This window comes from Pseudomonas sp. SZ57, assembly GCF_009495975.1.
In the GTDB taxonomy this organism is placed as follows: Bacteria; Pseudomonadota; Gammaproteobacteria; order Pseudomonadales; family Pseudomonadaceae; genus Aquipseudomonas; species Aquipseudomonas syringae.
This window is the reverse complement of sequence record NZ_WIBD01000003.1, coordinates 693,312-711,485: the sequence shown is the minus strand read 5'-3', so window position 1 is coordinate 711,485 and position 18,174 is coordinate 693,312. Positions and strand designations below refer to the sequence as shown.

The 18,174-nt window shown below is 53.4% G+C and carries 19 protein-coding genes and 1 pseudogene; 19 read left to right on the top strand and 1 reads right to left on the bottom strand.

Annotation, left to right across the window (positions count from 1 at the left end):
- Window positions 1-71 precede the first annotated feature (71 nt).
- The 13 genes and pseudogenes from GE543_RS06965 (at window position 72) to GE543_RS06905 (ending at window position 11,722) form a co-directional block, all read left to right on the top strand.
- Entirely contained in the window at window positions 72-338 is a 267-nt protein-coding gene (locus tag GE543_RS06965; protein ID WP_017699420.1) for a hypothetical protein, read from the top strand.
- A gap of 348 nt (window positions 339-686) precedes the next feature.
- The gene (locus GE543_RS06960; RefSeq protein WP_003425071.1) at window positions 687-1,235 is read left to right on the top strand and encodes a hypothetical protein; all 549 of its coding nucleotides are present in this window, start codon (window positions 687-689) and stop codon (window positions 1,233-1,235) included.
- 307 nt (window positions 1,236-1,542) lie between these two features.
- Window positions 1,543-1,785, top strand: a complete 243-nt coding sequence (locus tag GE543_RS06955) for a hypothetical protein (protein ID WP_178118563.1) — start codon at window positions 1,543-1,545, stop codon at window positions 1,783-1,785.
- A 304-nt stretch (window positions 1,786-2,089) separates the two neighbouring features.
- Window positions 2,090-2,319: pseudogene (locus GE543_RS27085) on the top strand (hypothetical protein).
- A gap of 96 nt (window positions 2,320-2,415) precedes the next feature.
- Window positions 2,416-2,988: an STY4534 family ICE replication protein gene (locus GE543_RS06945; RefSeq protein ID WP_004409789.1), complete on the top strand. Its 573-nt coding sequence runs from the start codon at window positions 2,416-2,418 to the stop codon at window positions 2,986-2,988.
- 70 nt (window positions 2,989-3,058) lie between these two features.
- The gene (locus GE543_RS27080) at window positions 3,059-3,214 is read left to right on the top strand and encodes a hypothetical protein (RefSeq protein WP_003317518.1); all 156 of its coding nucleotides are present in this window, start codon (window positions 3,059-3,061) and stop codon (window positions 3,212-3,214) included.
- A 476-nt stretch (window positions 3,215-3,690) separates the two neighbouring features.
- A complete protein-coding gene (locus GE543_RS06935; RefSeq protein WP_054991125.1) occupies window positions 3,691-4,026 on the top strand; it encodes a hypothetical protein in 336 nt (111 codons plus the stop codon).
- Window positions 4,027-4,121: 95 nt separating this feature from the next.
- Complete coding sequence (locus tag GE543_RS06930; protein ID WP_003317516.1) at window positions 4,122-4,733, top strand: DUF3275 family protein; 612 nt, start codon at window positions 4,122-4,124, stop codon at window positions 4,731-4,733.
- An 88-nt stretch (window positions 4,734-4,821) separates the two neighbouring features.
- Complete coding sequence (locus GE543_RS06925) at window positions 4,822-5,346, top strand: hypothetical protein (protein WP_003425083.1); 525 nt, start codon at window positions 4,822-4,824, stop codon at window positions 5,344-5,346.
- A 66-nt stretch (window positions 5,347-5,412) separates the two neighbouring features.
- A complete protein-coding gene (locus GE543_RS06920; protein WP_029573114.1) occupies window positions 5,413-6,012 on the top strand; it encodes a hypothetical protein in 600 nt (199 codons plus the stop codon).
- Window positions 6,013-6,041: 29 nt separating this feature from the next.
- Complete coding sequence (locus GE543_RS06915) at window positions 6,042-7,493, top strand: DUF6094 domain-containing protein (protein ID WP_003317513.1); 1,452 nt, start codon at window positions 6,042-6,044, stop codon at window positions 7,491-7,493.
- A gap of 106 nt (window positions 7,494-7,599) precedes the next feature.
- Window positions 7,600-9,858 carry a DEAD/DEAH box helicase gene (locus tag GE543_RS06910; protein WP_153221056.1) on the top strand — a complete coding sequence of 753 codons (2,259 nt, stop codon included), beginning with the start codon at window positions 7,600-7,602 and terminating at the stop codon, window positions 9,856-9,858.
- 118 nt (window positions 9,859-9,976) lie between these two features.
- A complete protein-coding gene (locus GE543_RS06905; protein ID WP_153221055.1) occupies window positions 9,977-11,722 on the top strand; it encodes a hypothetical protein in 1,746 nt (581 codons plus the stop codon).
- A gap of 43 nt (window positions 11,723-11,765) precedes the next feature.
- Here the strand turns inward: GE543_RS06905 and GE543_RS06900 are convergent, their stop codons facing one another.
- Window positions 11,766-12,377, bottom strand: a complete 612-nt coding sequence (locus GE543_RS06900; protein WP_178118554.1) for a hypothetical protein — start codon at window positions 12,375-12,377, stop codon at window positions 11,766-11,768.
- Window positions 12,378-12,695: 318 nt separating this feature from the next.
- Between GE543_RS06900 and GE543_RS06890 the strand changes: the two genes are divergently transcribed.
- The 6 genes from GE543_RS06890 to GE543_RS06865 are packed head-to-tail and all read left to right on the top strand — an operon-like array spanning window position 12,696 to window position 18,166.
- Window positions 12,696-13,406 (top strand): hypothetical protein, encoded by a 711-nt coding sequence (locus GE543_RS06890; RefSeq protein ID WP_153221052.1) that lies wholly within the window; start codon window positions 12,696-12,698, stop codon window positions 13,404-13,406.
- Between the two features lie 8 nt (window positions 13,407-13,414).
- Window positions 13,415-14,161 carry a TIGR03759 family integrating conjugative element protein gene (locus tag GE543_RS06885; RefSeq protein ID WP_153221051.1) on the top strand — a complete coding sequence of 249 codons (747 nt, stop codon included), beginning with the start codon at window positions 13,415-13,417 and terminating at the stop codon, window positions 14,159-14,161.
- Complete coding sequence (locus tag GE543_RS06880; protein ID WP_016567471.1) at window positions 14,146-14,703, top strand: transglycosylase SLT domain-containing protein; 558 nt, start codon at window positions 14,146-14,148, stop codon at window positions 14,701-14,703. The genes GE543_RS06885 and GE543_RS06880 overlap by 16 nt, the downstream gene beginning before the upstream one ends.
- Window positions 14,700-15,206, top strand: coding sequence for an integrating conjugative element protein (locus tag GE543_RS06875; RefSeq protein ID WP_116894643.1), 507 nt, complete (start codon window positions 14,700-14,702; stop codon window positions 15,204-15,206). Before GE543_RS06880 ends, GE543_RS06875 begins: the two co-directional genes overlap by 4 nt.
- An 11-nt stretch (window positions 15,207-15,217) precedes the next feature.
- Window positions 15,218-17,377, top strand: coding sequence for a type IV conjugative transfer system coupling protein TraD (gene traD / locus GE543_RS06870; RefSeq protein ID WP_060400882.1), 2,160 nt, complete (start codon window positions 15,218-15,220; stop codon window positions 17,375-17,377).
- 39 nt (window positions 17,378-17,416) lie between these two features.
- Window positions 17,417-18,166, top strand: a complete 750-nt coding sequence (locus tag GE543_RS06865) for a TIGR03747 family integrating conjugative element membrane protein (protein WP_003425101.1) — start codon at window positions 17,417-17,419, stop codon at window positions 18,164-18,166.
- Window positions 18,167-18,174: the final 8 nt, after the last annotated feature.

Genomic DNA, 18,174 nt, shown 5'->3' with positions numbered 1-18,174 from the left:
ACGCCTCGCTTTTGCGGGGCTGAGTCAGTAAGGAACGCTGTATTTTGCGTTCATCAATATTAGGAATTAACATGAGTGTGCTGAAGGGAGTGCTTGACTGGATGATCACTAAACTTGCGTCTAAGCAATCTCCAGTAAGACCAGAAACAGTTGAGAACCAAGCGGCTCAGGCAGCCTTAGAACTCGCTGCGATTCTGAGAGTAGGGGGAGCCTTGGAGCATGATGAGATCCCGATGATCACACGTCGACTGCAGTCCGTGATTGATGCGACAAATGCCGTGGTTGCTGCCTGCGAACCAAGTCAAGCAGAAGGAAGATACTGTCGTAGAGAGCTCTGACACAAGCATCTCACGCTGGTCGTGGCCAAACCCGACAGCTCGTGCTTGACAAGCCTTCAAAGAATTCACATTCTCAAGACATGTACCGCTGACGTTGTCAGCAACATGCCCGGGTAGTCAGGATCTCACGACTACGATGCGTCCCACGCATTGATCCCGCCCAAAGTTCGCAAAGCTTCCGGAGGCGCGAACGATCGGTATTGGTTACCGATGGATGCATATTTCACATCGCCCGCAACGCTGCACTCGGCTTGGCTGAGTCATGTCATACAACTCACCTGCCCTCGGGGAATACTTTCCCTTAGGGACAAGTTTCTCCGTTTTCTACTATTTGAACGGAGACTGACCATGTCGAATCACACGGCTATGCACTCAGCATCTCAGAATGTTGAAATCACGAAACGCGTTGATATGCTTTATGGCGAGGCATGCCGTCAATTTCCGACATACGAAACGATGGTCTTTGAGCATTTCTGCTCTCAGATGATTGAGACTTTCGGCGATGACGAACTGGCGCTTGAAGCAGCAGATGCGTTTACCTATGCACGCTTGGACTATGATTATCTTTCCCCGTCAGAAATCAAGGCGGCAAGGGAAATTAATCGAAGCCATGGAATCTGCAGTCACGGTCTTACTGAAGACACCTGCCCATGCGGTTGTTTTGAGTTCACTGGGCCAGAGGTTTATGAGCACTATGGACCTGAAGATTGTGACCTTACTGATGCTGAAGTCTTTGAAATAAGTGATCCAGCCCTCGCGATGAGTGATGAGGAATGGGAGCTTATGAATGAACAATGGCGTCAACAAGAAATGTTATACGCAAGCAAACCTATCCGTAACCTCCTCAAAGCTTTGTGGATTAAGGCGTTGGAGTTATCAACTATTCGTCGAAGGTAGTCTGGATCTCACGACTACGATGCGTTCTACGCATTGATCCAACCTAAAGTTCGCAAAGCTTCCGGAGGCGCGAACGATCGGTGTTTCAAACGCCGATGGATGCACATTAAACGCGTCACTCACCCAGCGGGGAATCACTCCCCTCTCGGGCGGTGTTCTCCGCAATTTTCCCTGGAGAAACATCATGAGTACAGCAAGCTTTCGTTTTGGCGTTATGGTTGGTACAGCATTGCGTGAATGCATCCGTGCAGTCACTCATAAGCCTAATCCTGAACCAGTGCAAGTCGCACCACAGCAAGTCAGGACAATGCCTGAACCTGTGATGTCCAACGAACAGTGGGAACAATACCGCCTGCCGGCATTGGCTCGATGCAAACACGTCGATCTTGCTGGCTGGTATGATCACCACATGCAAGAAATTCAAGCCAAACCCGTAAAGAAACCCCGGAAACCTCGCGCATCGAAGGCGCTTGAAACATCCCAAAAGCAGGATGCTGAACCACCAGTCAAGGCCCCTGTGATGGGTCCTTTGGACCAGCTCATTGCCTAATACTCCCCACCCTTGGCAAGCCCCTCATGTATTGAGGGGCTTTTTTCATTTGGAGGGTTGACAAACGAATCGCCCTTAAAGGATTCTAAAGCCATGTACCGCTGACGTTGTCAGCAACATGCCCGAGGTAGTCTGGATTTCATGACTACGATGCGTTTTTCGCATTAATCCAACCCCCAGTTCGCAAAGCATTCGGAAGCGCGAACGGTTGATCAGTTTATCTGGTTGATGGATGCACAATGATTCTCTCACCCCATCGGGACCTTTCCCGTAGGGTTGGTCTCGTGCCCAGCAGGAGACCTTCATGAAAAGCAGTATTGCGCTGTACCAAGCATTGATTTCAATCGATGTTCCGGAAGACCGCGCCGCTGCAGTCGTCGATGCTCTGGAGTCGGATATGCAAACGCAACTCGCGACAAAAGCCGACATCGACACTCTCGAGTCTAGACTCGAACTGAAACTCACCATTCGTATGGCCGTCATGCTGACTGCTGCGTAGGCGTTATGCTTACTGCGTTCAGATTCATGCATTGATTGTCGTAAAATTTCGCTTTACCACCCATGCGGGGAATACCTTCCCCCTGGGCGAAGTGTATCTCCGCTTTGAACACTCAAAACTGGAGATACATCATGAGCAATTCTACCAACGAAACCAAATACTTCGACCTGCACACCGTCGGCATTGGCTATCTCAACCGCATTCGTGAAGTGAAGCCTCGTAAGGGCGCTCCTTTCATGGCTGTGACAGTAGCTGCCCTCAAAGGCACATCTGAGAAACCTGAGTACGCCTACATTGACTGCAACGTGGTTGGTGCTGAAGCTGACAAGCTGATTCGCCGTTGCCAGGAAGCTGTTGCTGCCGAGAAGAAGGTTCTTGTCTCTTTCCGGATAGGCGATATCTGGGCTGATGTTTTTACTTACAGCAGTGGTGCTAAGCAGGGCCAAGCAGGTGTCAGCCTCAAAGGCCGTCTCTTGTACCTTGCCTGGATCAAAGTTGAAGGTGAATACGTCTATCAGGCTCCGCAGAAAGAAGAAGCACCTGCCTCTTCTGAAAGTTCAGAGTCCGAAGCTACCCCAGTCGTTCAATCCGAGGCGTCTGCCTCCAGCGAACCAACTGATGTGGCTACTCCAGCTGCTACTCCCCCTAAGCCAACACGAGCAAAACCAGCTCGCGCAGGACGAGGAGAGAAACAAGCCGCTTGATAGATTTTTTACAACCTCAAGGCGCCCTGCAGGCGCCTTTTCTTTTCTCCACATAGTAGGTAACGACTTCATGAAATTCGCTATCGCTACACTCGTGCTTACCGTGCTAAGCATATTTTTTCTGGAATTTGGACAACAGCTCTCCGCTCAACTACTGACACAGATCGGCGCAGGAGGACTGGTCGCCACTTTTCTTGCAATGACAGGTATGGTGATCACTTCTTGACACTAAACCTTCTACTTTACCCTTAAGGCCCCCACCCTTAAGGGTCCGGGGCCCTTATATTGGAGCTCCTATGGACAGTAATACTAATAGACTTACCTTGCGACTTGAGCTCGCTTTGCTGATCTCAAAAGCACACACTCAAGATAGTATCTATCAACAGGTTTTGAACAAAGATACGCCTCCGGATCGCTTTTCCAGTTTGTATTGGGAGGATGTCCTGGACAAGCTCGAAGACTTGGCCCTATTGGACCACGTTGAGAATTTCACACCGGACCACAGCTCGTATATTGATGATGCTGCACTCCTCAGGTCTTACTGGACTCTTCGGGAATGGTGCGGGATAGATATATATCCTGATAGCCCATCCGCTGTAACAGAAAGACTCTAACCAAACGTTCTCAAGAACGAAAACCAACCTGACCGGGTAATTCACCACCCGGTCGGGCCAGGTGGTTACCCGCACCTGGAGAACTACTATGTCCACCGCCATAAACCACTTGCCATCCACTTTGCTGAAATTGCCAGTTGTGCTGACGCCTTCCGCATGGAATGAATCTGTTCACCTGGAAGCCCCATCACATATTGCAGAAGTCGGCACTCGCCTAGGCGAAGTCGTACTCGAAGCGTATCGTGAACTCCACCTGCAACCCGATGAAACCCAGATAGACTTCGGTATCTATCGTTTCCCACCTAACGGTGACCGCTCAGGGCGTGAATGGCTGGAGCTAAAACTCCATCGCATTGATGCAGTACACGGTAATTCGTACCTGTGTATTTCGCTGAGGGATGAAAAGCCGCTCTATCTTTGCTGACCCAGTTAGCAACCTGCAACCACGAACAAGCCCGAATATTCGGGCTTTTTTTCGGGCTCCCATATTAGTGGCCTGCCCGATAATCCGGAGTAGTCATGATCAACCTGCCCGGCTATTTGGCCATACGCACCATCAGCGGTCGCAACGGCGCTTTCAACGTTGGGCGACTTTCGACGTCCATCGGTGAGTTCGTTATCAAGGACGCGCTGCTGGACCAGTACCACGAGGGCAAATATCGAGGTGATTTTGTTATCACCGAAATTCGTCCCTCCTACTACACAAACGGCGGCAGATTAGTGGTAGAAGTCCGCGCCAGGCTGGACAGCATGTCTTTGGACGATGTGGCCAACCTGAGCGCAGACGAGGCTGAGAGGCTGTCCAACAACGAAACTGACCCACTCGACGAAGAAGCCTCGGGAGGCTCGTCGTCAACCAAACCTCGCCCGACTATTCAAACAACTCCGAGAAGATCAGTTTCTGCTGGCAGTGACGCACCGTTCGGGATGTCGAGATCCGAGCCTGAGAAACAGGTCACCGCACATGAGGCTGATGCAGAGCTGTTCGGCACGATCTGGCCGATTGGACGTTCAGTCAAGCTGGACACAACTGTAGACCGTAAGCGTCTGCGGCAACAATGTGTTCGCCTTGGCGAGCTCGGGTATGAGCTTGACTTCAAGCTGCAGATTTGGAATCTCAGCACTTATTGACCTTGCTCAGAACTGAGCGTTTTCTACTTTTACATCCCCTGAGGGCTCCCTCATGGGTGCTCCTCATTACTAACTGAAGGAGCATCACATGCATCCGCTTTTCATAAATATCAAGAAAGCGATCCTGGATATCATTGAGGATCAACTCACCAACAACGAAGAAGCGCCTGACTCTGAAATCTGGAACATTCTGGTCGACGAACTTGACTTGACCGTAGAACAGGCAGACGCGGCCATAGCAATGCGACCGCGCTTCCGATGCGAGATATTCATTGCTGGGCAAAGCCCGTTGTATCAAACAAACACCGTAACCTTCGATCCGCTTGAGAAAAAACTCGTGGCTGCTGAGCCTTTGAGTTTCGATCAGATCCTAGAGATATACACGATGCTGCTGAAGAGTCGACCGGGTTACCGACTCAAACTGGGGGCTCACTGGGCAGCCGGTTTGAATTCAGAGGGTGAGCTGTATTGCACCCATCTAAACCCATGCGACAAAAACGTCATGTTTGAAGTTTACGACTTCGACCGCGATGCGTTCGTTGATGGTCGCTGGCAGTACGAGACAGAAGAACAAACTCGGGCGGCAATCGATAAACCCGAATTTATCCGCTAAACACATTGAATCCCGAGGGGCATCACCGCCCCTCAGGGCGGTTCCCCTCGTGTTCTGGAGGACCTAATGCCGAACCGCACTCAACTCTTTCACATCGAAGAATGCCCGGATCTGTACGTCGACGCGTGCGTCTGTGACGAGCAGCGAAACCTGATATTTCTATCAGCCTGGGGCCGCGACACGGCCATGCAGGAGTTTCTGGCCAGACTCACACTCGGTACCACCGAGAACGGCCTGGACCAGTTCCACATCGTCATGAATGACCAACGCATCCCGGTGTTCCCTAATACGGATCTGTTGGAAAAACGCACCACTCGCCAGCTTCGCGGAACGCTCTTCGGCAGCCTGCTGCACTTATGGCTGTTCGATCAGCGTTGCTCGCAGCCGGATAGAGCAAACCATTCTGCTTACGCGCTCATCAATCAAGCCCAAGACCCGTTCGATAGGTTGTGGCCGCTGATCGTAGACACTTGCCCTCTTCCGTTCCTTCCACATTGGCGTGAGCCGGTGATGGAGGTCCTTACTGCGCACAACATGTTGCACCCGCTACCGGGAGCTATTGGCTCGGTGACAGCCTGGCGTTTGTCGCTGCAGCTGGACGTGCTCGAAAAAGCTCTCGGCGAACTCATTCGCGCAGGGAAGCTCACCACTGAAGTTACGGCGTAGTTCACGCCCACCAGTCCAAGGAGCCAACCATGGCTTTGATGTTCTCACGGCTTGCCCGTAATTTTGCACGCAACGGCTATTACCCGACTGACGAACTGACTCTGGAGCGCACTCTGCAGGCATTGTTGCCGGCGACCTCGGGACGGATGCGGATTCTTGATCCGTGCTCGGGAGAAGGAGTGGCTTTGGCTGAGGTCGCACACCGGCTGGAGCGAGACCGAACAGAGACATATGCGGTTGAGTACGACAAAGAGCGCGCTGATCACTCGAAAACGTTGCTGGACCGAGTGCTGCAGGGTGACTTGATGGACACCATGATCTCTCGACAGTCCTTCGGACTGCTCTGGCTCAACCCTCCTTACGGGGATCTGGTCGCTGATCACTCTGGCGCTTCACAGTACCAGGGTAGCGGCCGCAAAAGGCTGGAGAAGGCATTTTACCAACGGTCACTGCCGTTGCTTCAGTACGGAGGGGTGATGGTATTCATCGTTCCTCACTACGTGCTGGACGACGAGCTGTGTGGCTGGCTCACCAATCACTTTACCGGGCTGCGGATCTGCGCCGCGGTAGACCGGACGTTCAAACAGGTCGTGATATTCGGAATCAGGGTACGGCGTCAGGATCTGGCAAGATCCCGGGAACTGGCGGCGATGCGTGAGTATCTGCGGGCAATCGGATCCGGGGAAGAAGCTGCTGATCTGCTACCGGCCACTTGGCCATGGGAGCAATACGCTGTCCTACCGATCGCTAATGACCTGGAACACTTCTACCGAATCACTCTTGAACCCGAGCAATTCAGTGAAGAGGTTCTTCGTCTGAGAGGCCTATGGCCTGATTTTACGCTGCACTTTGGCCAGACTGGCGCTCAACCGCGGGCCCCGGTGAAGGCACTTTCACGGTGGCACTTGGCACTGGCACTCGCTGCTGGAGCCATAACTGGTGTAGTGACCTCTCGTTCCGGGCGTGTCCTGGTGCTCAAGGGCGACACTTACAAGGATAAGGTTCCCAAGACCGAATTCACTGAGGACGAGGACGGCAACGTGTTTGAGACACGGATCTTGACTGATCGTTTTGTGCCCAGGATTCGGGCATGGGATATGACGCCAGGCTCATCCTATCTAGGGTACGCACTGACCATCAGCTCGGATGCGACAACACCAGCTACACACGAAACCACCTCAAACACTGCTGCAAGTAGTCAGAACGCTTCAATTGAACTGGGCCGTGTGATGGTCACGCACAGCGTTCAAAGTCTGCTTCAAAATAGCTCTCTCGACGTGAGGCAGTACCTGCGGCGTCACGCGACGGGCGATTGGGGCGAGATTTCGAACGACGACTGGGACAGCAACCAGCAAGCACTGAGTGCTGATGGCCGATTGTTTTCCGGGTATGACATCGACGCAGAGGATGAGACCAGACTCTGGATCATTACCGAGTCTGATCGCTCAGCAACAACAGTCATGTTGCCATCTGACTACTAAGAAACTTTACCAACACCTTTCAATCATCTAACCGCACCTCAGGGTATGAACAATACCCTTGGTGGTGTCGTGCATGCCCTGTTTAACCCAATAGTGGAGAAACATCATGAACGACCTGCCTTTGGCTGCGCCTGCAGGCCACCCTTGTGTGCCAACTTTGAACATCGGGCTCACTGAGTTTATCGAAGAGTTTGGCGACGAACTCCTGGAGTCACTCAACCGCTCCAACCCACCGGTTTACGCCGGCATCGACAATCCGGCTCGGCAGTGGGTGCTGGACGGCCTCAAACGACAGCCCTTCCCTGCCCAGGCTCAAGTGGTCCAGGCAATTGCCGCGCTTTTGCTCGATCAGAATGAGCAGGCTGGCATCATCAATGCCGAGATGGGGACAGGCAAAACAATGATGGCCATCGCTCTCGCTGCAGTCATGCATGGAGCTGGTTATCGCAGGACGATGGTCATCGCGCCTCCGCACCTGGTCTACAAGTGGCGGCGCGAGATCCTCGAAACCATCCCAGACGCTCGCGTCTGGGTGCTCAACGGACCGGATACCCTGGTCAAGCTGCTGAAGCTGCGCGATCAACTGGGTGATACCTACGACGGACGTCAGGAGTTCTTTATTCTCGGCCGTGTGCGGATGCGGATGGGGTTCCACTGGCGTCTGGCCTTTTGGCAGCGACGTGCCGGCGGTGGAAGGAGCCTGGCAGCGTGTCCAGATTGTGGGCGTCTGCTCCAGGACCAGGAAGGCAATCTGATCACCGCTGAGGAATTTCAGCGTGAAGAGCGACGTCGACGCTGCGAACACTGTGATGCCGCTTTATGGACGCTGATGCGCCCGGGCAAATCGGATGGCGGCAGCCGCCGTAACGCGATCCTAAAGTCGATGTGTCGCATCCCTACAATCGGACCTGTTCGTGCAGAACGGCTTCTATCTGACTTCGGCGAAGACTTTCTCGCCTCGATGCTCCTGGACAATGTCTCTGAGTTCATCAACCTGATGGACGCCAAAGGCAATTTCATCTTCAGCGACCGCCAGGCCAAGCGCATGGAGCGTGCGATGGCGAACATCGAGTTCGGGTTCGGCGAAGGGGGTTACCAACCCACCGAGTTCATCAAGCGCTACCTACCTGATGGGTGCTTCGACCTACTGGTCGTGGACGAGGGGCACGAGTACAAAAACAGTGGATCGGCACAAGGTCAGGCTATGGGCGTGCTCGCAGCCAAAGCACGAAAGACTGTGTTGCTGACCGGCACTCTAATGGGCGGGTATGCAGACGATCTGTTCTACCTCCTGTTCCGAATCCTCACCAGACGTATGATCGAGGACGGCTATCAGCCCAACGCGCGAGGAAGCATGGCGCCGGCGGCGATGTCTTTTATGCGGGATCACGGGGTATTGAAGGATATCTACACCGAGCGTGATGGCAGTTCTCACAAGACTGCCAAAGGTAAGAAACTCTCAGTGCGGACGGTCAAAGCTCCGGGGTTCGGCCCGAAAGGCATTCACCGCTTCGTTCTACCCTTCACTGTGTTCCTGAAACTCAAGGATATCGGCGGCAACGTGCTACCTGGTTACCGGGAGGAGTTCATTGACGTACCGATGTCTCCAGACCAGGAGGCGGCTCACCGTAAGCTTGCCCAGACATTGACCGCCGAGCTTCGACAGGCGCTGGCCCGTAGAGATACGACGCTGTTAGGGGTGGTGTTGAACGTGCTGTTGGCATGGCCGGACTGCTGCTTTCGAGCTGAGGTGGTGAAACATCCTCGATCCAGAGACACGTTGGCTTTCGTGCCGTCGGTCTTCGATGATGACGAGCTCATGCCGAAGGAACAGGCCCTTCTGGACCTATGTCTTGCTGAAAAAGCCCGGAACCGCAAGGTTCTGGCCTACTCGGTTTACACGGGTACCAGAGACACCACGAGCCGCATGAAGCGGGTGCTCGAGCAATCGGGACTGAAGGTGGCAGTGTTGCGTGCATCGGTGGACACCGCTAGGCGCGAGGACTGGATCCTTGACCAGGTTGATCGAGGCGTCGACGTACTGATCACCAACCCGGAGCTCGTAAAAACAGGTCTGGACCTGCTGGACTTTCCGACCATTGCGTTCATGCAGACGGGTTACAACGTCTACACGGTGCAACAAGCGGCGAGGCGGTCATGGAGGATCGGACAGAAGCAGGACGTGAGAGTGATCTTTTTCGGCTTCATCGGAAGCTCTCAGATCACCTGCCTGCAGCTGATGGCCAAGAAGATCGCGGTATCGCAGAGTACGTCAGGGGATGTTCCAGAGTCTGGGCTGGACTCGTTGAACCAGGATGGCGATTCCGTAGAGATGGCACTCGCCAGACAACTCATCAACGCTTGAACATGGCCACCTTCGGGTGGTCTTTTTTATTCCAAAACTGGGAGCCCATTTGATAGGCTGTGTGCAGTTTGTTTTTGCAGCTAGGAAGTCAGCATCAGTGCTGAACAGGGAGTCCCGCTTGGATCATATTGAAAGCATAAAGTTAACGCTTAAAAACTTCGCGACAGAAGAGACTAACAGCTCTATTGTGCTAAAAGGTGCTTGGGGAACAGGCAAAACTTTTTTGTGGGAACAGATCGTCAATTCAGAAGGAAAGCGCTTCAAGAATCGAAACTACAGTTATGTATCACTATTTGGTATCAGTACACTCAAAGATTTGAAGCGTGCGCTTTTTGAAAATAAGGTCTTTCGTGAAAATGCTAACGCAAAACCAAGCGCAGAGACTCTCAAAGAAAGTTTCCAAGATCTAGGTGTCAGAACTACCGGGTGGTTGAAAAAAGGTTCTTCACTCATGACTGATCTTACTGCATTTGGATTCCGTGGAGTTGGACCAGCGATTGAAGCCCTGCAATTCTTTCGCGTTACTGACACTCTTATTGTGCTTGATGACTTCGAGCGAAAGAGTGCATCACTTCACGATAAAGAAGTTCTCGGGCTGATCTCGCTGCTATGTGAGAGCAAGAGCTGCCGGGTGCTCATGCTGCTAAATGAGCAAAATCTTAGCGATGAGTATCTGACCTACCACGAGAAAGTTTTTGACTATGAGGTTAGCTTCCAGCCTACAGCAGAGGAAGCCGCGTCCATAGCCTTCGACGACGCAACCAACTCATTTGAAACGTTAAAAGCTAATTGTGTAGCTTTAGAAATTAATAATTTACGCTTGCTTAAAAAGATCAATCGTTACGCAAGCATTATTCTGAATTCAATCACCCATGCAGACACAAAAATTCTCGACCGAGCCTTTCAGATACTTCCTCTGGCAATCTTGGCAATCTACGGTGGCAAAAAGGCTATAATAGACTTGGACTATATATTACATGAACGCCTGAAGCCTCATCCAGACGATAGTGATGCGAACCCTTTAGTGCAAGAACAGCTTGCTGCCCGCATCAAAAAAGATGAGCTTTTCGCAGAATATGGGCTTGCAAATATTGACCAGTTTGACTTATCGATAATAAACCTGGTTCGAAATGGATACGTTGAGAAAACAAAGCTAGACGAGTTGATTAAACTGTTTGAAGAGAAGATTGAGCACGAAAAACACACCTACCAACTCAGCAACGCTTGGAGCCAGTACCACAAATCTTTTCTAAACAATGAACAAACTGTAATCGACACCTTTAATCATGCAATCAAATCAGGACTACACTTTTTTAGCTTGAATGAACTAGACTCGGTAGCTGGCCTCTACTACGAGCTTAACCGGGCGTCAGAAATCGAACCTGTCATTGATGATTACTTTCTTAATGTTATTGAAGCATCTGATCTCGAGGATGAGGACGATGTTTTCAACTGGCCTTCAAATTATTACCTTTCGCAAAAACTAAAAGAGCATTTCAATAGAGATACACACCTAAACACATTAAGCTTTAGCGCTATTATAGATCAAGCGTACAAACACAAACACGGCATGCAATCTAAAGGCGTGTTAGAAAAGATCTCTAGCTTCGATCAGATGGAGTACCTGTCATACTTTGAGCTCCTTGACACTCCAGATTACACCAAGATCGCAAGAATGCTACTAAAGTGTGGTCAAATGTCAACCTCCGATGAGAAGATACAGAAAATGTACGAAGCTACTTTTCTCAAGACATACAAGAGCTTCTTAGACCTAGCGTCGCGCTCGCCTTTAAATGAGTCAAGAATGAGCAAGTTTAGAAGCTATGAAAAGCTATATCGGAGCCTCGCTAAGGTTCACATTTGAACCGTCCAACTTCTGGGTGGGTTTTTCTCAAGGAATAAAGCGATTATTTCCTGAGTTGGCCATACCATTTCTTGTACCATAACGCTGCGGAGCGGGCTGAAATTCTCATGATATAGGCAGCGGCGATGGATGTAGCTCCAGCTTCGAACAGCTGGAAGATGCTTAGCATGCCCCGATGCGTCAAGGCTCCGTTGGCCTTCAGGTTCATCGGGTGCCTAGGCTGGGCACTATTAATGACACTAACGGGAATTTGGTCGATGACTGACTGGGTTTTTTCCAGCCCAGTCCTGTGTTTCTTCAAACCCGAGTTGATCTTATTTTTCAGCCGACGGATTTCAGCGAGGTATACACGCTCCGCAGCATCAAAACGTAATGCATTAAGACCTATTACTGAGCACAGTTTTTGAGACATCCCCGCACTTACTCTCTCAGCTAGGCTTGCTGCCGCCCGCGCAGCTGAGAAATCATACTTGTAGGCAAGCTGCAGGTTCTCGGCGTTCACCGTTCCCAACTCAGAGTAGGAACCTATATCAAAGACGAGTCGATGTATCTCATGCCCGATTGTGTTTCGATAATCAATAAGCCTGCGAAGTTCATCAGCATCAGCCTGAGTTATGCAACCCTCTGATACGAGAAGGCTCCTCGCTGCTTCCATCTTGTTTTTTTTGGCAATGATGGAAATTCGTTGAGCACGCGAGCCGTCATTTCCAGACTTTTGAGGATGTATTGCTTCAGCTCCTCCACGTAGAAGAGGACAAGCACCATTTCAAGAGCTCGAAGTTTCAAGATGTCGGCTTCCAATTTTGTTGGTGCCGGGCCGTAGGGCCGGTATGTTTTCATGAGTTCCCTGCACACGGTTGAGATGAGCGAGCCTCGTTCTCCCATCTAAACCCATTTCAGGTCAATAACGTTTTCCAGCTGCAAGGCTAAACCGGTTTTGCGAAAGTGCCTCACAACTTGAGTGAGGTCCTCCATGAAGCTGCCACTGCGCCCTTCTCTTTCCCGCGCCACCGTCCTGCAAATCCTGGCCCTGATCGTCCTGATCGGCATGCTGGTCTACCAGCAGTGGCAGATTCTCCACCTGAAAACAGGTTTTGAGTCAGCTGCAAACCTGGAAACCGTCAACGCCATCACCCAACGCATTAATGGCGTGGATGACCGGCTCGATGCCGCCAGCCAGCTGAAGTCCGTAACCATCGATGATTTCAGGGCCGCCCAGCAGGCGCTGTCCAACCGCATCGATGCCGTTCAAGTCCTACTGAAGCAGTTGCAGGAGGCGGCGAAGGACGCTGCTCAGCAGGGTGCCACAATGGAAGAAGTTGTGGTCATGGGCGCTCGTATCGAGGAGCTGCAGGTGAAACTCCAAGACCTGCGTGCGGCTAAACCAGCATCTGTTCAAGTCACGGCAGCCAAGCCAAAGACTTCACCCACCTCCCGCAAAACAACAGCACAAACCAAAGCACCGGAGGCACCTCCACCGTTTTCGGTCGTGGGTGTGGAGTATCGCGGGGGCGAACGTTTCTTGTCAGTTGCCCCGCCTGGCAGCACTCAACTGAGTCAATTGAACTTGGTACGCCCGGGCGACGTGGTCGCGGGGAGCAACTGGCAGCTCAACAGCCTGGATGACTCGCGCGCCCTGTTCAGCATCAACGGCTCCACCCGCATTCTGCCCCTGCGCCCTTAGAGGTTCACATGTCCATTTACACCTTGCGAATGTTCACACTGACGGGAGTCATCCTGCTCTCAGCAACTGGCATGGCCAACGCCGCCAGCAATAGTTCAGCGCAGTCCACCAGTAGAGAGCAGCAGAGCGCCTTGCTAGACAGCCAATCGCAATCGAGCGACGAGATGCTGGCACGAGATTGGAACCTCAGCCCTCAAGAATGGCAGCGCTATCAAACGCTGATGCAGAGTTCACGAGGTGTGTATTCCCCCGGGCTGGATCCGCTGACTGCGTTGGGTATCGAAGCCCGCAATGATGAAGAGCGCCGGCGGTATGCAGAGCTCCAGGTCAAAGCCGAGGCTCAGCGCACGGCAAAAGAATTGGCTTATCAACGCGCATATGACGATGCCTTTAAACGCCTCTATCCCAATCTGATGCCCATCGCCAGTTCGGCATCCCAAGGGGCGACCGCGAGCCCTGCTAACCAGGGCAATGGCCGATTGGCAGTGTTCGTCAAGGACGATTGCCCGGAGTGCTCAGTTCGGGTTAAGGCCCTTCAAGCTCAGAAGCAGCCTTTTGACGTTTACATGGTGGGTAGCCAGAACGACGATGAGCGAATTCGCAACTGGGCGATTGTCTCGGGGATCGACCCTGCGAATGTCAGATCCCGGCAAATCACCCTCAACCATGACGGTGGACGTTGGCTTGGCCTGAGCTTGGGTGGCGAGTTACCGGCCGTTGTGCGAGAGGTGAATGGGCAATGGCTGCGTCAGTGACGTGGGCAGGCCTTGCCCTGCTGTGCTTCGCGTTGACAAGCCATGCAGCCGAGCTTCCCCCACCGGCTTATCAGTTGGCTGCCCACGCCGCGAACATTCCGTCGGAAGTGCTCTACTCGGTGGCACTGCAGGAAAGTGGGACGCCACTGCGGGGCCAACTGGTCCCGTGGCCTTGGACGCTGAACGTTGCCGGCGCTAGTTATCGTTTTGCAACCCGTGCCGATGCCTGCACCGCACTTATCATCGCACTCGCGCAGGCGGGTCCCAAGCGGGTCGACGTCGGATTAGGTCAGGTCAACATGGGCTGGAACGGCCAGAGATTTAAATCAAGCAATCCGTGCGACGCGCTCAATCCCTACAAGAACCTCGATGTGGCTGCACAGATGCTCGCCGAACTGCGCGCGCTTGGCGGTGACTGGATCACCGTAGCCGGACGCTATCACCGGCCTGCCGGCGGCGCTCCAGCCGCCAATTACCGCAAGGCCTTTGCCAAACATCTCAGCCGGGTAACCGGCATTCAAATGCTGGTGACCAATCCATGACCCGATCAGTGATCCTCGGCGCAGCGCTCTGCCTGCCATTTATGATCAGCCAAGCTGCAGAGCTCACCGTGGTTGAAGACAAAGGGGGTGACTCAGCGCTGCCTTACTATCGATCTCTCAATCCCGAGCCGTCCTCTTCTGTCTCAAATGACCTGACCTCGCAACTGGATCCTGTAGCAGCACAGGGCTTGCCGGTACGCACCACTCGAATGACTCCGGGGACAGTTCAGGGCCGAATCATCAACGCGCCAGGCCTGCAGCCTTTGTTCCTGATCGGTGACGACGAAACTTCACGCCGATGGCTACAAGAACGCGGTGCGGTGCTGAAGCAGATGCAGGCCGTAGGACTGGTGGTCAACGTGGCCACACAAGAACGACTTGCCGTAGTCAGGAGTTGGTTGCCCGACGCGCTCGTGTCCCCCGCATCAGGTGACGAGCTTTCTCAACGACTCGGCCTGAATCACTATCCGGTGTTGATCACCCCAACCGCCATCGAGCAATAGGAGGTCGGGTTATGGCTCACGATTACGCCATTGAATCACTGCTCAGACCCGCCGTAGAGCTGTACACCGTGTGCGTGTGCGCTGCAGGTGCATTCCTGTGCGTGTTCGCTCCCTGGGCGTTTGCGCTTACTCCGCTGTTCGGCATCGTGACCTCCGCGGGCTTTCTCGCTTTGGGTTTAGTGCGTCTGAAACAAGCATGGCAGGTGCTGCGCTATCGCCGAAACATCCGTCGACTGCCTCATTACACGATGACCAGTAAAGAAGTGCCGGTCAGCAATCAACGTCTCTTCATCGGTCTTGGCTTTCGCTGGCAGCAGCGCCATACCCAGCGGCTGATGGACACTTACCTGCCGAAGTACGCCAGCTACGTTGAAGCTACCCCACTTTTTCGCGCAGCGCGTCGTTTTGAGGAAAGAGCTGAGTTCGCCCCATACCCGGTCCGGCTTCTGGCCAGAGCCACATCATGGGACGTGCCCATCAATCCTGTGCGACCTCTGCCCCCCGTCGGCGGTTTGCCAAGGCTGCACGGCATCGAACCATACGAGGAGAACGTCTCTCTTCCTTTGGGTGAGCGAGTAGGCCATTCAATTGTCCTGGGCACTACCCGTGTCGGAAAAACGCGCCTGGCTGAATTGTTCATCACTCAGGACATTCGGCGGAAAAAGCACGGCCAGCACGAGGTCGTCATCGTCTTTGATCCGAAGGGCGATGCAGATTTGCTCAAGCGCATGTATCTCGAAGCCAAACGCGCCGGCCGCCTGAACGAATTTTATGTGTTCCACCTGGGCTGGCCAGATCACTCGGCACGCTACAACGCCGTTGGGCGTTTTGGGCGGATTTCGGAGGTGGCCACCAGGATCGCTGGGCAACTCTCCGGGGAAGGTAACTCAGCAGCATTCCGTGAATTCGCTTGGCGATTCGTGAACATCATCGCAAGAGCCCTCGTCGCGCTGGGCCGTCGACCTGACTACCTGCAGATCCAGCAGCACGTGATCAACATCGAAGGGATCTTCCAGGAGTATGCCTCTAAATACTTTGATGAATATGATCCAAAGGCCTGGGAGGCGATCGTCGCTATTGAGGGCAAGCTCAACGAAAAAAACGTACCGTTCAACATGAAGGGCCGGCCGTTCCGTGTGGTGGCCATCGATCAATACCTGTCTCAGACGCGCGTGGCAGATCCAGTGATGGATGGACTGCGCAGCGCGGTCCGCTACGACAAGACCTATTTCGACAAGATCGTCGCCTCGCTGCTGCCACTGCTTGAGAAGCTGACAACAGGCCGCATGGCGGAACTGATCTCGCCGGACTATCAGGACGTGAACGATCCTCGACCGATCTTTGACTGGATGCAGGTGGTCCGCAAAAAGGCCGTGGTCTATATCGGCCTGGACGCTTTGTCGGACACGGAGGTCGCCGCTGCCGTCGGCAACTCGATGTTCTCCGACCTGGTCTCGGTCGCAGGCCATATCTACAAATTCGGCGTCGACGACGGACTACCGGGCGGCGTCCCTGGCACCAAGGTGCCTATCAACCTCCACGCCGATGAGTTCAACGAGCTGATGGGTGAGGAATTCATACCGATGATCAACAAGGGCGGCGGTGCCGGCATGCAGGTAACTGCGTACACCCAGACCATGAGCGATATCGAAGCAAAGATCGGCAACAAAGCCAAGGCCGGCCAGGTGATCGGCAACTTCAACAACGTGTTTATGCTGCGCGTCCGCGAAACGTCCACCGCCGAGCTGCTGACAAACCAGTTGCCCAAGGTTCAGGTTTTCACGGCCACTCCGGCCAGCTCGGCGAATGACAGTGCAACGGGCAATACCGCGTTCACGTCCTCCAGTCATGACCAGGTGCAACAGGTCAGCGTGCCAATGATTGAGCCAGCGCATGTCGTCGGCCTGCCCAAGGGCCAATGCTTTGCGCTCATGGAAGGCGGCAATCTGTGGAAAGTCAGAATGCCTTTGCCTGGGCATGATCCTGATGAGGTGATGCCGGCAGATCTGCAGGCCTTGGCGGAAAGCATGCGTCAGACCTATCAGGTGGGCAAGGTCGACGACACGGGTTGGTGGTCAGCGCCTGGTTATCAGACGCTCAACGAGTCCCTGCCTGCAGATCTGCTCGACGACTTCAAAAAAATCGCTGTTGCACCTGAGGATGCGGCATGACTCTCGGCGGGTTGAGCGATCGGCAAGGGGACATGTGATATGGCTGACGTTGCCGATCGCGCGAAACAGCAACAAGATCACGAACAGTCGTTCATAGGATCTCTTTTCACCCTGCCCTTCCGATTCGCGGCAGTGATGTTCCTCTCTCTGGGGGGAGCCATCATCGTCGAATGGATCTGCATGTACTTTTTCTGGCCGGAGGCCGGTTGGCAGCATGCTCGTGCAATGCTCGATCATGAACTCAGCTGGCTCTCCAAGGGGTTCCTGCAGAGTGTGGTTGTTCAAGAGCCAGGCCGAACGGCGACATGGCTGGTTCAAACCACATATGACTGGCTGGTGGTCAAGACCGGGCTTCAGGACTGGGTTCAACACACCTCTGATTATGCTGCGACAGGACAACGATCACGCGGTTTCGATATGCGCTACATGCTCGGCGTGGGAGTCAGCAAGTTTCAGGATTACGGCCTTGCGGCGCTCTACACGACACTGGTTTTTTGCGTGCGCCTGGTGATCCTGACCCTCGCAATCCCGTTATTTGTGATGACGGCGTTTGTTGGTTTTGTGGACGGACTGGTACGCAGAGACTTGCGGCGGTTCGGTGCCGGCCGCGAGTCCAGCTACCTATATCACAAAGCTCGAGCAACGATGGTGCCGCTGGTGATCATCCCCTGGAGCCTCTACCTGGCTCTGCCATTCAGCGTGAGCCCATTGTTGGTGCTCCTGCCGTGCGCAGCACTGCTCGGCCTGGCGGTCAGCATTACGGCGTCCAGCTTCAAAAAATACCTTTAGGTGCCCTC

What these genes read in the sequence shown, in the direction of transcription:
- GE543_RS06900 (WP_178118554.1), bottom strand. Translation starts at nt 12,377, where the DNA reads ATGGAAGCAGCGAGGAGCCTTCTCGTATCAGAGGGTTGCATAACTCAG.
- GE543_RS06930 (WP_003317516.1), top strand. Translation starts at nt 4,122, where the DNA reads ATGATCAACCTGCCCGGCTATTTGGCCATACGCACCATCAGCGGTCGC.
- GE543_RS06960 (WP_003425071.1), top strand. Translation starts at nt 687, where the DNA reads ATGTCGAATCACACGGCTATGCACTCAGCATCTCAGAATGTTGAAATC.
- GE543_RS06945 (WP_004409789.1), top strand. Translation starts at nt 2,416, where the DNA reads ATGAGCAATTCTACCAACGAAACCAAATACTTCGACCTGCACACCGTC.
- GE543_RS06880 (WP_016567471.1), top strand. Translation starts at nt 14,146, where the DNA reads ATGGCTGCGTCAGTGACGTGGGCAGGCCTTGCCCTGCTGTGCTTCGCG.
- GE543_RS06925 (WP_003425083.1), top strand. Translation starts at nt 4,822, where the DNA reads ATGCATCCGCTTTTCATAAATATCAAGAAAGCGATCCTGGATATCATT.
- GE543_RS06910 (WP_153221056.1), top strand. Translation starts at nt 7,600, where the DNA reads ATGAACGACCTGCCTTTGGCTGCGCCTGCAGGCCACCCTTGTGTGCCA.
- GE543_RS06885 (WP_153221051.1), top strand. Translation starts at nt 13,415, where the DNA reads ATGTCCATTTACACCTTGCGAATGTTCACACTGACGGGAGTCATCCTG.
- GE543_RS27080 (WP_003317518.1), top strand. Translation starts at nt 3,059, where the DNA reads ATGAAATTCGCTATCGCTACACTCGTGCTTACCGTGCTAAGCATATTT.
- GE543_RS06890 (WP_153221052.1), top strand. Translation starts at nt 12,696, where the DNA reads ATGAAGCTGCCACTGCGCCCTTCTCTTTCCCGCGCCACCGTCCTGCAA.
- GE543_RS06875 (WP_116894643.1), top strand. Translation starts at nt 14,700, where the DNA reads ATGACCCGATCAGTGATCCTCGGCGCAGCGCTCTGCCTGCCATTTATG.
- GE543_RS06955 (WP_178118563.1), top strand. Translation starts at nt 1,543, where the DNA reads ATGCCTGAACCTGTGATGTCCAACGAACAGTGGGAACAATACCGCCTG.
- GE543_RS06915 (WP_003317513.1), top strand. Translation starts at nt 6,042, where the DNA reads ATGGCTTTGATGTTCTCACGGCTTGCCCGTAATTTTGCACGCAACGGC.
- GE543_RS06865 (WP_003425101.1), top strand. Translation starts at nt 17,417, where the DNA reads ATGGCTGACGTTGCCGATCGCGCGAAACAGCAACAAGATCACGAACAG.
- traD (WP_060400882.1), top strand. Translation starts at nt 15,218, where the DNA reads ATGGCTCACGATTACGCCATTGAATCACTGCTCAGACCCGCCGTAGAG.
- GE543_RS06935 (WP_054991125.1), top strand. Translation starts at nt 3,691, where the DNA reads ATGTCCACCGCCATAAACCACTTGCCATCCACTTTGCTGAAATTGCCA.
- GE543_RS06920 (WP_029573114.1), top strand. Translation starts at nt 5,413, where the DNA reads ATGCCGAACCGCACTCAACTCTTTCACATCGAAGAATGCCCGGATCTG.
- GE543_RS06965 (WP_017699420.1), top strand. Translation starts at nt 72, where the DNA reads ATGAGTGTGCTGAAGGGAGTGCTTGACTGGATGATCACTAAACTTGCG.